The sequence below is a fragment of the Azospirillum sp. VT-I1 genome, assembly GCF_055698305.1.
In genome coordinates, this window is sequence record NZ_CP168802.1 from 892715 (window position 1) to 908596 (window position 15882).

A 15882-nucleotide genomic window follows, 5' to 3' on the forward strand; every position below is an offset into this window, starting at 1 on the left:
CCGGTCCCCCTTTGCCCGAATTCCGCCTGTCCGACTTTCAAACACCCGTCTTTCAAACCCCGATCTTTAAACCATCGACGCTGCCGGGATCCCATCCATGACCGTCATCGCCGTCCTGCCGAATTCGGTGTCGATCGCCCCCGCGCAACGCTTGGCGCTGGGCCGCCGTTTCCTCCTCGTCTCCTGGACGATGGATGGCGCGGCCGATGCCGTCGGTTCGATCACGCCGAGCGTCGATGGCGAGCCGGTGCGTCCGCCCTTCACCACGCTGACCATCGACAGCGGCTGGGGCGCCCGCCGCGTCCTGTCGATCCTGCCGGCACCGCGCGACCCGCGGATGCCCATCCATTTCATCGCCAACAACCGCGTGATCGCCGAGCTTCGCACCGAATCCGGTGCCGCCGACCTCGATCCCGCCGGGCTGCTGGGCAGCCTGGACGGTGCCGGTCGGCTGCGGGTATTGCGCTTCCTGTTCGATTTCGCCTGCTCCACCCCGGCGCTGCGCCGCGACGCCGCATTCACGGCGCTGTGCCGCCGGCTGGTGCTGGATCGTGCGGCGGAGTCGGCGATGCTGGCGGTCCGCGCAACGGCGGGCGGCGACCTGCTGCTGTGCGCCGGTGCGCTGTCCGGCCGCTTCGGCGCCATCACCGGTCTGGTGGTTCTGTCGCCGAGTGCGGTGGTTCGGGCGCCGTTCGACGCCTGCATCGGCCCTGATCCGGCGGGGAAGGGGCGTGTCGCCTTCGACCTGCTGATCGACCGCGGGCTGTGCGCGCCGGGCAACCTGCTGGTGGTGCTGGGCGCCAACGGTGTCGCCTGCCGCCGCTTCCCCGAGGAGCCGGCCGGCCTGCCGACCCTCACCGACCGGCTGAACGCCCGCCCCGACACGCCGGCCGCGCTGCGCCACTATCTGCTGTCCTGCCTCGCCAAGCGTGGCCGCAGCGATGCGTCGGCCGCGTCGGCGGTCAGCGAGTTGCAGGCGCTGGCGCCGCTGCCCCGCCGTCAGGCCGCCGACGCCAAGCGGCCGATCGGCGCCTCGCTCGACCTCGCGGTTCCGACCTCCGACGGCGGGCTGTTCCTCGCCGGCTGGCTGCATGATCCGCATGGGCTGGCGGCGGAGCTGGTGGTGCGCACCCCCTTCGGCGGCGAACGCCGGGTGGAGCGTTTCGCCCACCGCTTCCCGCGCGAGGATGTGGCGAAGCTCTACGGCAACACCGGAGTCGACCGCAGCGGCTTCGTCCTGCATCTGCCGGGCAATCCCGAACCGGCGGAGGCGCTTCAGGTGACGGCGGAGCTTCGGCTGGCGTCGGGCGGCGCACTCCGCCTCGTCCCGCCGCCGCGTCCGCGCGCCGATTCTGACGCCCGTGCCGCCGTGCTGGGCAGCCTGCCGCCGCGCTTCGCCACGCCTGAGTTGCTGGAAACCGTCATCGGTCCGGCCGTCGCCCCGCTGCACGCCGCCCATCTCGCCACCCGTGGCGAGCCGGAACTGGTCGTCTATGGCGAGCGCAAGGCCAGGCCCGCGGTGTCCGTCATCATCCCGCTCTACCGCACGCTGGAGTTCCTGCGCTTCCAGATTTCCAGCTTCTCCACCGACCAGGATATGGCCGATGCCGAGCTGGTCTTCGTGCTGGACAGCCCGGAGCAGCGCGACGAGGTGGTGCATCTGCTGCGCGGCTTCCATGGTCTCTACGGCCTGCCGATGCTGCTGCTGGTGCAGAGCGCCAATTACGGCTATTCGGCCGCCAACAATGCCGGCGTCGCCGTTGCGCGCGGCAACCGCCTGCTGTTCCTCAATTCCGACGTGGTGCCCGACCGCGCCGGCTGGCTGCCGCAGCTGGTGGCGGCGCTGGAGGAGCGTCCGGGCATCGGTGCGGTGGGTCCGAAGCTGCTGTTCGACGACGACAGCCTTCAGCATGCCGGCCTCTATTTCGACCGCGACCTGCAGGGCGCCTGGTACAACCACCATTACTTCAAGGGCCTGCCGCGCGACTTCGCCGCCGCCTGCCGGCCGCGCTCGGTTCCCGGCGTCACCGGCGCCTGCCTGCTGACGACGCGCGCCGCCTACACCGCCGCCGGCGGCTTCTGCGAGGACTACATCATCGGCGACTTCGAGGATTCGGACCTGTGCCTGCGCATCCGCGGCCAGGGTCTCGACATCCGCTATGCCCCGTCGGTGGAGCTGTACCATCTGGAACGCCGCTCCATCGGCCGGCACCAGGGCTACACCCGCGGAGTCGCCTCCGAATACAACCGCTGGCTCCATGGCCGCCGCTGGGCCGACCGTATGGCCCAGCTTATGGCGCGCGACTGGGACGCCGACGACGAGGTGCAGCCCGCCAAAGCCGGCCGCGCCCGCAAGACAGCACAGGTGACCCGATGAATGCGATTCTGCCGAACCCGCAGCTTGCCGTTCTGCGCCGCCAGACCGATCCGCGGCTGGAATGGCTCTGCGCCCAGATCGCGCGCAACCGCTTCCTGCCGGTGCCGCCGCCGGAGCTGCATTTCATCGGCGACGGCGATTTCCGCGCCATCGGGGCGGAATTCCTGCGCCATTTCGTGCGGCTGGGCGGCCTGCGCCCGGACCACAAGGTGCTGGAGATCGGCTGCGGCGTCGGCCGCATGGCGCTGCCGCTGACCCAGTATCTGGACTCGTCCTATGACGGCATCGACATCGTGCTGGACGGCATCCGCTGGTGCGCGTCGACCATCACCCCGGCCTATCCGGAGTTCCGCTTCCACCACCTCGACGTCGCCAACGGCCTGTACAATCCCGACGGCCGGATCGAGGGGGAGACGGCGACGATGCCCTTCAAGGCGGGGACTTACGACTTCGTCATCCTGACCTCCGTCATCACCCACCTGCGCACCGCCGATACTGAGCGCTACGCGGCGGAGATCGCGCGGGTGCTGAAGCCGGGCGGGCGCTGCTTCCTCAGCCTGTTCCTGGCCGACGCCACCGCGCGCGCCGGCATCGCCAAGGGCACGGCGCGTCCTCCCTTCCGGGATGCGCCGGGCGTGGAACTGCTGGCCAATCCCGAGCATCCCAACGCCGCCGTAGCCTATGACGAGGCGTTCCTGCTCGGCCGCTTCGCCGCCCATGGGCTGCGTCCCGCCCGCGTCGTCATGCGCGGTCACTGGAGCGGCCAGCGCGAGGCCGAGAATTTCCAGGACCTGCTGGTTCTGGAGAAGGGGCTGCGCCATGAGCCGGCGTCGTCTCCCTCTTCTCCCCGCCGGCCATGCTGCGGCCCGTCCCGCTCCGCGCCAGCCGGCGCGTCCGCTGGTGGCTGCCCGGCCGCCGCGGGTGCTGCTGATCGCGCACAACCACCCGAGCCTGCATCCCGGCGGCACCGAGATCTTCGCGCACGAGCTGTTCGGCGGCCTGAAGGCGGCGGGAGCGGAGTGCCTGTTCCTGGCCTGCACCAACGACACCCACCGCGCTCCGCGTCCCGGCACCGGCTTCCAGACGCTGGGCCGCAGCGCCGACGAGGTGCTGCTGTGGGCCGGTCATTTCGACCATTTCCACCAGAGCCAGATCGACCTGCACGGGCTGGTCCCCGACCTGTCGAACCTGCTGCGCGCCTTCCGGCCGGACATCGTGCATGTGCACCACACGCTGCTGCTGGGCGTGGAGATGCTGTTCCTGATCCGCCGCGTCTGCCCGGATGCGAAGATCGTCTACACCCTGCACGACTATTACCCGATCTGCGCCAACGACGGGCAGATGGTCACCCCGCCGCGCGGTGAGGGCGGGCGGGCGCTCTGCAGCAAGGCGTCGCCGGATGCCTGCCACCGCTGCTTCCCCGACCGCCCGGCCGACCAGTTCCTGCTGCGCGAGAAGCACATCAAGTCGATGTTCGGGCTGGTCGACCGTTTCCTGGCGCCCAGCCGCTTCCTGCGCGACCGCTATGTCGCCTGGGGTCTCGACCCCGCCCGCATCGAGGTGATGGCCAACAGCCGCCCGGCGGTGGAGCCGGCCCCGGCCCGCGACCTCGCCTCCGGTGCGGCGCGCGACGCCTTCGCCTATTTCGGCAACCTGAACCCATTCAAGGGCGTCACCGTGGCGCTGGACGCCGTCGCCCGCATGGCGCGGCAGGGGCTCTCCCCCTCGCTGGCCGTTCATGGCGGCAGCCTCTATCAGGCGCCGGAGTTCCGCCAGCGGGTGGCCGATGGCTTCGAGGCGACGCGCGGGCTCGCCACCGCCCATGGCCCCTACCGGTCGCAGGAGATGCCAGCGCTGATGGCCGCCACCGACTGGGTGGTGATGCCATCGATCTGGTGGGAGAACGCGCCCCTGGTGATCCAGGAGGCCTTCCAGCACCGCCGCCCGGTCATCGTCAGCGGCATCGGCGGCATGGCGGAGGCGGTGCGCGACGGCGTCGACGGCCTGCATGTCCGCCCCAACGACCCCGTTGACCTCGCCCGCGTCATGACCCGCGCGATGACCGAACCCGGCCTGTGGGAGCGGCTTTCCGCCAACATCCCCGCCGTCCGCCCGACGGAGGAGGCCGCGTCGCTCCACCTCGCGCTCTACGGCGAACTTCTGTCGCCCACATCCGCCGCTCTTTCCCAGGGGAACCGCAACCGATGAAGGACCGCAGCACCAAGGCCGACATCACCGCCGCCGTCCTGCTGGACGAGGACACGCTGATGCTGTTCGGGGCGATCGACCAGCCCCTGCCGGCCGACAGCGTGGTGATGCTGGACGGCATGATCGACGGGCGTTTCCGTGGCGGCTGCTGGACCGACGGTGCGGGGGAGCGCTGGTTCCTGGGCGCCATCCGCGTCACCGGCTTGGCCCACATGCGCCCGTCCCGCATCGAGATCGAGGACGCGCAGGGCAAGCATCTGCTGCTGCCGCGCCTGTCCAACGTCCGCACCAACCCCGCCCATCTGGTCGCGGCCCTGCGCGAGGTGCAGCCGCAATCGCTCGACGTCGCACTGGATGTGGCCGTCACCCTGCTGTCCGGGCTGAAGACGGGCGAAGGGGAGGCCGACCGCCGCACCCGCCTGCTGTTCGGTCTGGCGCATGAGGCGTCCCGCCCCGACGGCTTCGCCGAGGTGCTGGGCCGCTTCCGCGACGGTGCGCTGATGGTGCAGGGCTGGTCGCACGGCTTCCCGGCCGGTGCCGCCCATGTTCTGGTCGAGGCCGACGATCTGCGCGCCCATGCCAGCGCCGCCGCCCCCTTCCACCGTCCGGACCTGCCCGACGATGCCGCCGGGCTGCTGACGGTACTGGAAGGGCCGGTCGCTGCCCCCGAAACCATCCGCCGCATCCATTTCCGCGCCGCCGACGGCTGGCGCCATCTGGCGATCTTCGAGCATCGGCAGCTTCTGGCCGACGGCGTCGCCTCCGCCCATGCCCGCGACATGCTGGGCCAGCTGCAGGGCGATGCCGCCCGCCGCGGTGTCGCCGCCGCCATCGCCTCCCGCTACAACGGGGTGGAGACGGTGTCGCAGATCCAGGCGCCGGTGCGCATGGGGCTGGACATGGCGGTGCGGGTGCCGGGGGCGGGGCTGTTCGTCTGCGGCTGGCTGCTCGACCCCACCCAGGCGGTGCGGGCGGTGACGGTGAAGGGCGGCGGCCTGACGGCGCGGCTGGATGCTGACTGGTCGCGGCTGGGCCGCAAGGACGTGTCCGACGCCTTCGCCCATGACCCGCTGTTCGCCGGCCGCCTGGTTCCCGGCAACGACGCCCATGGCTTCACCGCCTTCGCACGCGAGCCGGCCGGCATCGCCGCCGACGCGGAGTTCCACCTGGAACTGGCGCTCGCCGACGGCATCGCCTTCCTGCCGCTGCCCTGCCAGCCGCCGACCGGCGATTCGCTGCGCCGGATGCTGGGGTCGGTCAACCCGGACAGCCCGTCCATCGACCGCGTCGTCGCCACCCAACTGGGGCCGATGCTGCGCAGCGCGGCGTCCGGGCAGCCGGCGCCGTCCTCTGTCCTGCACCCGATGGGCCGCGCGCTGAAGAGCCCGCGCGTGTCGGTGATCCTGCCGGTCTGCGACGGGCGCGAGGATGTGGACCTGAACCTCGCCCGCATGGCGAACGACCCGGACTTCGCCGAAGCGGAAATCCTGGTGGTGGCCGGCGCCGGCACCCATGAACGGCTGGCCGGCATGGTACGGCAGGCCGCCGGCTTCTACCGTCTGGCGGTCGGCTTCGTCGCCGCAGCCACGGCATCCGACCCGTTCGAGGCGGTCGCCGCGGCGCTGCCACATGCGCGGGCCGACCGCGTCCTGCTGCTGTCGCCGTCGGTGCTGCCGACCGAACGCGGCTGGCTGTCGGCGCTGGAACGGGCGATCCGCAAGCCGAACGCGGTGGGTTCCGCCGCACTGGCGCCGGTCATGGCCAGCCCGACGCTGCTGTATGAGGACCACTCGATCCGCTTCGCCGGCATCGTCGCGGTGGAAGGGCCGGGCGGTGCCGTCACCTACGAGCGCCGCTATGCCGGCTACCCGCGCGACTGGCTGAAGGAGCAGGAGGCGTCGGCGGTGGACGCCGCGTCCGCCGACTGTGCCCTGCTGCCGCGCGAGCTGCTGGTACGGGCGATGGCCGACGGCGGCCGCTATCTGGCGCCGGAGCCGAAGGGGCTGGACCTGTGCCTGCGGGTGCGGGCGGCCGGCGGCTCCTGCCTGTGGCTGCCCAAGGTCCGGCTGGTGGCGGTCGACGAACAGCCCCGCCACACCCGCGACCCCCGGCTGGAGCGCCTGAGCGCGCTGGTCGACGGGTGGAGCTTCGCGGAGCGCTGGAAGGCGTCGATCGCGGCCTGAGTTATTGCCCCCACCTAACCTCCCCCGCTGGGCGGGGAGGGTCGGGGTGGGGGCAAGCGACACAACCACTTCACCACCCCCCGCTTAGGACAGACGGTCACCCGATGAGCAAGACCAAGCGCGCGCTGATCATCAGCCATGGCCACCCCTCCTTCTCGCTGGGCGGGGGTGAGGTCGCCTCCTACAACCTGCACAATGGCCTGCACGACCTGCCGGGCTGGGAAAGCCACTACCTCGCCCGCGTGGCGCCGCCCATCGCCCAGCATCGCGGTTCCGCCCTGATGGCGCTCCGCCAGAAGGAGCGGGAGGTGCTGTACTACGCCAACGACTACGACCATTTCCGCCTGTCCAACCGCAACCTGCCGGGGCTGGAGAAGGATTTCGTCCGCTATGTCCGCGACCTTCAGCCGGACGTGGTGAACTTTCACCATTTCCTGGGGCTGGGGATCGAGACCATCCAGGCGGTGCGTCAGGCGCTGCCGCGCGTGCCCATCGTGGTGACGCTGCACGAATACCTGTCGATCTGCCATCACCACGGCCAGATGGTGAAGACCAGCCGCAACACGCTGTGCTACCGCGCCAGCCCGGCCGATTGCGCCGGCTGCTTTCCCCACATCGGCGAGGCGGAGTTCTTCAAGCGCGAGCTGTTCCTGAAGACCTTCCTGGAGCAGGCGGACTTCTACGTCAGCCCGTCGAACTTCCTGATCGACCGCTACATCGATTGGGGGCTGCCGCGCGAGAAGTTCCGCATGATCGAGAACGGCCTGACCATCGAGGGCATCGCCCCGCCGCGCCCGGTCACCCGCGGCGGCAAGCGCAACCGCTTCGCCTTCTTCGGCCAGCTGACCGAGTTCAAGGGCGCCCATCTGCTGGTGGAGGCGGTGTCGCGCATCTCCGAGAAGGCGTGGGGCGAGGACGGCGCGCTGATGATCTTCGGCGGCAACCTGGAACGCCAGCCGGAGGCCTACCAGAAGCGCTTCAACGACGCGGTGGAGAAGGCCGGCGACCGGGTGCGCTTCTACGGCAGCTACCGCTCCGCCGAGCTGCCGGGCCTGATGAAGGACGTCGATTGGATGATCATCCCGTCGATCTGGTGGGAGAACTCCCCCGTCGTCATCCAGGAGGCGTTCCTGCACGGCCGCCCGATCATCGCCAGCAACATCGGCGGCATGGCGGAAAAGGTGACCCACGGCGTCGACGGCCTGCATTTCCGCAACGGCAGCGTCGAGGATCTGGTGGACCGCATGACGGAGGCGCTGACCTCCCCCGACCTGTGGGACCGCCTGCGCCTGCGCATCCGCCGCCCGATCGACCGCGCCGAATGCGCCCGCCAGCATGCCGAGGTCTTCGACGCGCTGCTGGCCGCCGGCGGGGCCGCAGCCTCCATTCCCGAACGGGCGGTGGCGCAGCGGTCCTGATAGTGAAGAATGGGATAGCCTGTGATATTTTCGAAGTCGTGCAATAAATCATTCCATCACTCACAGAATAAATTGATAAGGTTGGAATGAAAGTCGCAGGGCCTTCCATTCAGGTTCTGCGCGCCGATTCGAATTCGCCCGGCGACGATCCGGGTATAATCCACCCTATTGCCGCCCAACCAAGGGAGAGCCGCCGTGGCCAACATCCTCGTCATGATTCCGTCGGGCGAAGTCTACGATCACGACTGCGTGCGTTGGTACAGCTACCAGGACATTCAGCGCAGCATCGACCACTACCACAACATCGGCGACGCCTTCGTCTTCGACTCTTCGTTGAAGCTGTTGACCTACGACAAGCTCGACGTGCTGGAAATCCGCGAGTTCCGGCAGGAGGTCGTCGACCGGATCAACGCCGAATATGATTACGTCTTCCTGCGCGGCAGCAACTACATCCACGATTCGATGGACTGGCCGGCGGCCACCATCCAGGTGCTGACGAAGCTGCGCATCCCCGTCATCGCCTTCGGCGTCGGCGCCCAGGCGCCGGCCACCGGCAAGCTGACGCTGACCGAGGAAAGCAAGCGCATCTGGCGGTTGATCGCCGACAAGTCGACGACACTGGGCGTGCGCGGCACCTACACCGCCGAAGTGCTGTGGGATCTTGGCATCAAGAACACCCGCATCGTCGGCTGCCCGACCGCCTTCCGCAACCGCGACCCGGAACTGCGCATCGACCTGCCGGCGCTCGACAGCGTGCGCAAGGTCGGCATCACCATGCGCCGCGAGGTCTCCAAGCACTATTCGCCGGACGTGCGGAAGTATCTGGAACGCCACCGCGACTTCGTGAAGGACATCTCCCGCCGCTTCGACACCGTGCTGATGATGCAGGGCGAGGTGGAGGAGAAGAAGCTGCTGTGGGGCACCGAGGAGCAGAAGGCGGATGCCTGGACGCACCTGCATGACAGCGCCTGGCTGAAGCAGTGGTACTTCGACGACGAGATGGACGCGCTGTACCGCGAGCGCCTGTGGTACTCGGACGTCGTCGCCGATTACGAGAGCCTCGTGCGGTCGAAGGATCTGGTGCTGGGCTACCGCCTGCACGGCAACCTGATGGCCCTGTCGAACGCCACGCCGTCGGTTTACTTCAGCTACGACAGCCGCACGGCCGAGTTCGCGGAGACCTTCGCGATCCCCTGCTACAACGTCTATTCGGACAAGCCCTTCGTCCTGGAGGAATACTGGGACCAGAGCCTGTTCGAGAAGTTCAACCGCACCTACTACCAGCGCTATCGCGACATGCGGGAGTTCCTGGACGAGAATTACGTCCCCCACCGCATGCCGAGCCACACCCTGCGCCGCAGCACCGAACGCAAGGCGGCGTGAGGGGGCGCCCTATTTCCCTCTCCCGAGGAGGGAGAGGGAAATAGCCAATTCTCCAACCAACCGGAACGGGTCCCATGTCCGCTACCGCCAAGATCGTCGAGCTTCACGACCCCGCTCCCGCGGCCGAGGCGCCGCAGGGTGCTGCGATCGTCGGCCATATCGACGCCCTGCAGGGCGGGCGCGTCTTCGGCTGGGGCTGGGACGGCAACCATCCCGGCGACCGGCTGGAGGTGGAACTGCGGCTGGAGCGGGACGGCGGTCCGCCGGTGACGCTGGCGCGGGTGCTGGCCGACCGGCCGCGGCCCGATCTGGAAGGCGGCGGCATCGGCGACGGCGCGCACGCCTTCGAAGCCGAACTGACCCTGCCCGACGGTGCCGATCCATCGCGGGTGGTGGCGGTCGTCCGCTCGCCCTCCACCGGCGAGACCGTGACCTTCGCGCAGCCCAACCCGGAGGACCAGCGGCTCGACCGGTTGCTGGGGCCGCATCTGCAGCGCATCGGCGAGCGGATCGATGCGCTTCGCCGCGACCAGCGCCAGCTTGCCGCCGCCCAGCAGACCATAGGCCGGATTCTGCGCGATGCCGGGGAGGGGGTGGCGGCGCTCCGCACCGACGCCACCCGCCTGGAGACCGCACAGGCGGAGCGGACCGAGGCGATGGCCGCCGCCATTCAGGAACTGACGGAGCGCGTCGGCGGCCTGGAGGTGTTCCTGATGCGGATGGACCAGACCCTGCGCGGGCTGGATGGCGCCGCCGCGGAAAAGGGCGGCGGGACGGGCTGGTCGCCGCTGCTGACCGTGCTGGGATCGACGGCCGGCGCCTTCATCGCCGTTCTGGCGGGCTGGTTGACGCTGCATTGATCGGGAAGGTTCCGCTAGACTGAAGGGTAGGCAACCGGAAGGACCTGGCGGTGTTGAACCCCTGCGGCCCTTCCTGCCGCACGGCCTCACCGACCGGAGCCCTCCCACCATGCCTGCCCATCATGCTTGACGGAGTGCCCGTCGCCGATCCCGCCCCCGAGGCATCGCCTTCCCCGCCGCCTTCCCCGAGCGGCCTGTCCGTCGGAAGCGAAGGCGAACTGGCCGTCCGGCTGACGACGCTCGCCCGCCGCCCCGGCGGCGTCCTGCTGCTTGCGCGCAGCGACGGGCGTGCCGCCCGGCTGGCCGCCTTGGCCGGCGACATCGCGCCGGACCTCGACGTCGTGCTGCTGCCCATCGACGAGACGGCTGCGGGAGACCGGGCCGCGCCGTCGCGCGCCGTGCTTGGGCGCCGCGCCGCCGGGCTGATGCGGCTCGCGGAAGAGGCGGCACCGGCGGCCGGCCGGCTGGTGGTGGCGTCGGCCGACCTCGCCCTGCAACGGCTGCCGCCGCCGGAAGCCTGGACGGGCGCAAGATTCCACGTGACGCGCGGCATGGCCTATGACGAGGCGGCGTGGCGCGGCTGGTTCGCCAGGGCCGGCTATGTGCTGGACGAGCGGGTCGACGAACCCGGTGAGGCGGCGATCCGCGGCGCGGTGGTGGAGGTGTTCCCCGGCGACTGCGACCGGCCGGTCCGCTGCGACATCGCCGATGGCGTGGTGCGCGAATTGCGTCTGTACGACCCGGTTTCCCAGCGCTCCATCGCCTCCATCGACGGGATCGCGCTCGGCCCGGTCACCGACCTGATCGTCGGGCCAGAAATGCTCGACCGGCTGACCGCAAATCTCGCCAAGCTGGGCTATGTCCTGCCGGAGGGCCTGCGGCGGGAGTTGGAGGAGGGGCGCCGGCCCTACGCCTTCGACCTTCAGCTTCCCAATGTCTTCGATGAGTGCCCGCTGCTGCTCGACCTGTTGCCGGACGCCCAGGTGGTTCTGGATGCCGGCGCGCGCGACCGCATCGAGGCGCGGGCTGACGATCTGGCCGAGTCCGGCCCCGACCGCCGCATCCGCCGTGACGACGCCTGCATCCTGCCGGTGCCGGTGCTGGAACGGCGCCTGATCGGCGCCGAGGCCCTGGACGACAGGCTCGCCGCCCGCGGGGTCCTGCCGGTGGAAATGCTCACCGGGCCGGCGGTGGAGGCGGTGCGGACCGAACGCACGCTTCTGCGCCGGGCGGCGGCCCTGGCCGGGGAGGGCGGGGCGGTGCTGCTCGCCGCCCGTCCCGGTGATGGTCCGGGCGAGGCGGAACGGCTGGCCGAGCGGGCGGCGGCGGTGCTGGAGCGGCCGGTTCCGCTGCTGGAGCGCTGGCCGGACCCGCCGCTCGCGCCGGGGGACTGCGCCGTTCTGGCTCTGCGGACCGGCGGCGGCTTCGTCTGCGACGGCATGACCGTGCTGGTGGCGCCGCGCCATGCCGGGGAGCGGGGGCGCGAGGCCCCGGCCCGGCCGCCGCTGGCGCCGTCGGAACTGGCGCCCGGCGACTTCGTCGTCCATCTGGATTACGGCATCGGCCAACTGGTCGGGCTGGAGGCCATCGCGTCCGACGACGGCGCGGGCGGGGAGGCGACCGCCGACTTCCTGGTTCTGGACTATGCCCATGACGACCGGCTGCTGGTCCCGACCGCCGACCTCGACCGGCTGTGGCGCCATGGCTCGGCCGACACCGGTGCCCGGCTCGACAGCCTGAAGAACGCCAGCTGGCTGGACCGCCGCGCCACCTTGGAGGCGGAGATCGGCGAGACCGCCAAGGGCATCCTGCGGGAAGCCCGCCGCCGCGCGCGGGAGACGGCGCCGGTCATCGACCCGCCGGCCGACCGCATGCGCCGCTTCGGCGCCCGGTTCGGCTTCGACCCGACGGAGGGGCAGCGGAGCGCCATCCAGGCCGTGCTCGACGCCATGCGCCGGGGGCATCCGATGGACCATCTGGTCTGCGCCGACGTCGGCTACGGCAAGACGGAGGTGGCCCTGCGGGCGGCGGCGGCCGTTGCCTTCACCGGGCATCAGGTGGCGGTGATGGCCCCGACCTCCGTCCTCGCCCGCCAGCATCTCGACGTGTTCCGCCGCCGCTTCGCCGGCTTCGGCCTGACGGTGGAGCCCCTGACCGGCGCCATGACCAAGGCGGAGAGCGAGCGGGTGCGCGTTGGGCTGGCCGACGGGTCGGTGGACATCGTCGTCGGCACCCATGCGCTGCTGTCGAAGGACGTCCGGTTCCAGCGTCTGGGCCTGATGGTGGTGGATGAGGAGCAGCGCTTCGGCGCCGCCCAGAAACAGGCGCTGAAGCGGCGGACCAAGGGCGTCCACAGCCTGGCGCTGAGCGCCACGCCGATCCCGCGCACGCTGCAGGGCGCGCTGGCGGGCCTGCGCGGGCTCAGCATCATCGACACCCCACCGGCCCGCCGCCGGCCGGTGCGCACCGCCGTGACCCCGCGCGATCCCACCACCGCCCGCGCCGCCCTGCTGCGCGAACTCGGCCGCGGCGGGCAGGTCTTCTGCGTCACCCCGCGCATCGCCGACCTGGGCGAGCTTGAGGACTGGATCCGGGAGCTGGTGCCGGCCGCGCGCATCGCCGTGGTGCATGGCCGGCTGGGGGCGGCGGCGCTGGACGACGCGGTGATGGGCTTCGTCGACGGCGAGAGCGACATCCTGCTGTCGACGCCGATCATCGAATCCGGCATCGACATCCCGCGCGCCAACACGCTGCTGCTGTTCCGCCCCGACCTGTTCGGGCTGGGCCAGCTGCACCAGCTGCGCGGCCGGGTGGGGCGCGGGGCGGTGCAGGGCTACGCCTATCTCCTGACCGATACCGACCACCCGCTGGAGGAGCGGGCGGCCCGCCGGCTGGGTTCCCTGGAGGTGATCGAGAGCCTGGGCGGCGGCTTCGTGCTGAGCATGCTCGACCTCGACCAGCGCGGCGCGGGCGACCTGCTGGGCGAGGACCAGACCGGCCATCTGCGCGCGGTGGGGACGGAGCTTTACCAGCGCATCCTGGCCGACGCCCTGCGGTCGCTGCGCCGCCAGCCGGACGAACGCTGGGACCCGGAGGTGACGGTGGCGGTGCCGCACTGCATCCCCACCGCCTACATCCCGGAGGAGGAGCTGCGCATCGGCCTGCACCGCCGCATCGCCCGCACCCGCGAGGCCGGCGAGCTGGAATCCCTGCGCGAGGAGATGGAGGACCGCTTCGGCCCGCCGCCCGATCCGGTGGAACGCCTGCTGGCCGTGGCGTCGCTGCGTTGCCGCTGCCGGGCGCTGGGAATCGCCTCCCTCGGCTGCGGTCCGGCCGGGGTGGCGGCGACCCTGCGCGGGGAGCGCGCCGACAAGCGGGCGGCGACTCTGGCGAAGCGTTCCAAGGGCCTGCTGCGCGCCCAGGACGACCGTCTGACCGCCGCGCTGGAGGCCCCCGACGCCGACGGGCGGCTCGCCAATGCCGAACGGGTGCTGGACTGCATCGAGGCGATTGTCCGCAAGGCACAGAGGAGGAAGAAGGAAAGCGCAATTTGAAAGCAAGCGGCGGAGTGCGCGGTGTTGTCCGCCGGCCCAGATTGCCCCCTCAACACGCCTTGATGCCTGTATGGTTCGAGGAGGGAGAGGGACAGATGACCGTCGCACTCGATACCGCCGCACCCGCCATCGCCGATACCGACACCGACGCCGGCCGTTGGGATGCTCTGCGCCGCCGCGATCCCGCCGCCGACGGGCGGTTCGTCTATGCGGTCCGCAGCACCGGCGTCTATTGCCGTCCCAGCTGTGCCGCGCGCCCGGCCCGGCCGGAGAATGTCGCATTCTACGACACCAATGCCGAGGCCGAACGGGCGGGCTTCCGCCCCTGCAAGCGCTGCCGCCCGGACGGCCCGAGCCAGGCCGAGCGGCGGGCCGAGGCCGTCGCCCGCGCCTGCCGCCTGATCGACGAGGCGGAGGAGGTGCCGCCGCTGGACCAGCTTGCCGCCGCTGCCGGGCTCAGCCCGCACCATTTCCACCGCATCTTCAAGCAGGCGACCGGCGTCACCCCGCGCGCCTATGCCGAAGCCCGCCGCGCCGCCCGCGTCGCCGGCACCCTGCAGGAGGCGGGCAGCGTGACCGAGGCGATCTATGAGGCCGGCTATGGCTCGTCCGGCCGGTTCTACGAGACGGCGGGGGCGAGGCTGGGCATGACGCCAACCGCCTACCGCCGCGGCGGGGTGGGGGAGGCGATCCGCTTCGCGGTCGGGGTCTGCTCGCTGGGGTCTATCCTGGTGGCGGCGACGGAACGCGGGGTCTGCGCCATCCTGCTGGGCGACGATCCGGAGGCCTTGCTGCGCGACCTGCAGGACCGCTTCCCCAAGGCCGAATTGATCGGCGGCGACGCCGGATTCGAGGCGACCGTGGCGCAGGTGGTGGGGCTGGTCGAGGCGCCGGGAACCGGGCTGGCCCTGCCGCTGGACATCGGCGGCACCGCCTTCCAGCAGCGGGTCTGGCAGGCATTGCGCGCGATCCCCGCCGGGCGGACCGCCAGCTATGCCGAGATCGCCCGTGCCATCGGCGAGCCGGCGGCGGTCCGGGCGGTGGCGCGGGCCTGCGGCGCCAACCCGCTGGCGGTGGCGATTCCTTGCCACCGGGTGGTGCGCTCCGACGGCGGCCTGTCCGGCTACCGCTGGGGCGTGGAGCGCAAGCGCGACCTGCTGGAGAGGGAAAGGGCGGAAGACCGCAAGGAGTTGGCGCGGTGACGGCGGTGGACGATCTGGACTGGGACCGCATCGGGGCGGACCTCGACGCCGCCGGCCATGCCCTGACCGGGCCGCTTCTGGATGCCGGGACCTGTGCGGCGCTGGCCGGCCTCTACCCGCAGGACGGCCCCTTCCGCAGCCGGGTGGTGATGGAGCGGCACGGCTTCGGCAAGGGGGAGTACAAGTATTTCACCCACCCGTTGCCGGACCCGATCGCTGCCCTGCGGGCGCCGCTCTACCGCCGGCTGGCGCCGGTCGCCAACCGCTGGGCCGCGGCGATGGGGCTCGACACCCGCTACCCGGCGGAGCATGCGGAGTTCCTGGAGCGCTGCCACGCCGCGGGACAGACACGCCCGACGCCGCTTCTGCTGAAATACGGCCCCGGCGACTACAACTGCCTGCACCAGGACCTCTATGGCGAGACGGTGTTTCCGCTGCAGATCGCCATCCTGCTGTCGGAGCCCGGCAGCGGCTTCACCGGCGGCGAGTTCGTGCTGACCGAACAGCGCCCGCGCATGCAGTCGCGCGCCACCGTCGTGCCGCTGGGGCTGGGGGAGGGGGTGATCTTCGCGGTGGACCAGCGCCCGGTCCAGGGAACCCGCGGACCTTACCGCGTCCGCCACCGCCATGGCGTCAGCCCGGTCAGGTCGGGCGAACGCTACACGCTGGGCATCATCTTCCACGACGCGGCGTGAGG

At 71.0% G+C, this 15882-nt stretch carries 9 protein-coding genes and 1 pseudogene; all 10 read left to right on the top strand.

The features are described from left to right. The first annotated feature begins 97 nt into the window (after positions 1-97). Complete coding sequence (locus AB8P05_RS18020) at positions 98-2377, top strand: glycosyltransferase (protein WP_472759634.1); 2280 nt, start codon at positions 98-100, stop codon at positions 2375-2377. A 239-nt stretch (positions 2378-2616) separates the two neighbouring features. Further along, positions 2617-2892: pseudogene (locus AB8P05_RS18025) on the top strand (class I SAM-dependent methyltransferase); the annotation flags it as partial. Positions 2893-3196: 304 nt separating this feature from the next. Next, on the top strand, positions 3197-4585 hold the full coding sequence (locus tag AB8P05_RS18030; protein ID WP_472759635.1) for a glycosyltransferase family 4 protein: 1389 nt from the start codon (positions 3197-3199) through the stop codon (positions 4583-4585). After that, positions 4582-6768 (top strand): hypothetical protein, encoded by a 2187-nt coding sequence (locus AB8P05_RS18035; RefSeq protein WP_472759636.1) that lies wholly within the window; start codon positions 4582-4584, stop codon positions 6766-6768. Before AB8P05_RS18030 ends, AB8P05_RS18035 begins: the two co-directional genes overlap by 4 nt. 104 nt (positions 6769-6872) lie before the next feature. Then, positions 6873-8186 (top strand): glycosyltransferase family 4 protein, encoded by a 1314-nt coding sequence (locus AB8P05_RS18040; RefSeq protein WP_472759637.1) that lies wholly within the window; start codon positions 6873-6875, stop codon positions 8184-8186. Between the two features lie 195 nt (positions 8187-8381). Further along, the gene (locus tag AB8P05_RS18045) at positions 8382-9569 is read left to right on the top strand and encodes a polysaccharide pyruvyl transferase family protein (protein WP_472759638.1); all 1188 of its coding nucleotides are present in this window, start codon (positions 8382-8384) and stop codon (positions 9567-9569) included. 74 nt (positions 9570-9643) lie between these two features. Continuing rightward, a complete protein-coding gene (locus tag AB8P05_RS18050) occupies positions 9644-10429 on the top strand; it encodes a hypothetical protein (protein WP_472759639.1) in 786 nt (261 codons plus the stop codon). Between the two features lie 122 nt (positions 10430-10551). Beyond that, positions 10552-13983 (top strand): DEAD/DEAH box helicase, encoded by a 3432-nt coding sequence (locus AB8P05_RS18055; protein WP_472759640.1) that lies wholly within the window; start codon positions 10552-10554, stop codon positions 13981-13983. Positions 13984-14078: 95 nt separating this feature from the next. Beyond that, positions 14079-15185, top strand: a complete 1107-nt coding sequence (ada, locus tag AB8P05_RS18060) for a bifunctional DNA-binding transcriptional regulator/O6-methylguanine-DNA methyltransferase Ada (RefSeq protein WP_472759641.1) — start codon at positions 14079-14081, stop codon at positions 15183-15185. After that, the gene (locus tag AB8P05_RS18065; protein WP_472759642.1) at positions 15182-15880 is read left to right on the top strand and encodes a 2OG-Fe(II) oxygenase; all 699 of its coding nucleotides are present in this window, start codon (positions 15182-15184) and stop codon (positions 15878-15880) included. The genes ada and AB8P05_RS18065 overlap by 4 nt, the downstream gene beginning before the upstream one ends. Positions 15881-15882 lie beyond the last annotated feature (2 nt).

What these genes read in the sequence shown, in the direction of transcription:
- ada (WP_472759641.1), top strand. Translation starts at nt 14,079, where the DNA reads ATGACCGTCGCACTCGATACCGCCGCACCCGCCATCGCCGATACCGAC.
- AB8P05_RS18050 (WP_472759639.1), top strand. Translation starts at nt 9,644, where the DNA reads ATGTCCGCTACCGCCAAGATCGTCGAGCTTCACGACCCCGCTCCCGCG.
- AB8P05_RS18055 (WP_472759640.1), top strand. Translation starts at nt 10,552, where the DNA reads ATGCTTGACGGAGTGCCCGTCGCCGATCCCGCCCCCGAGGCATCGCCT.
- AB8P05_RS18020 (WP_472759634.1), top strand. Translation starts at nt 98, where the DNA reads ATGACCGTCATCGCCGTCCTGCCGAATTCGGTGTCGATCGCCCCCGCG.
- AB8P05_RS18030 (WP_472759635.1), top strand. Translation starts at nt 3,197, where the DNA reads ATGAGCCGGCGTCGTCTCCCTCTTCTCCCCGCCGGCCATGCTGCGGCC.
- AB8P05_RS18040 (WP_472759637.1), top strand. Translation starts at nt 6,873, where the DNA reads ATGAGCAAGACCAAGCGCGCGCTGATCATCAGCCATGGCCACCCCTCC.
- AB8P05_RS18035 (WP_472759636.1), top strand. Translation starts at nt 4,582, where the DNA reads ATGAAGGACCGCAGCACCAAGGCCGACATCACCGCCGCCGTCCTGCTG.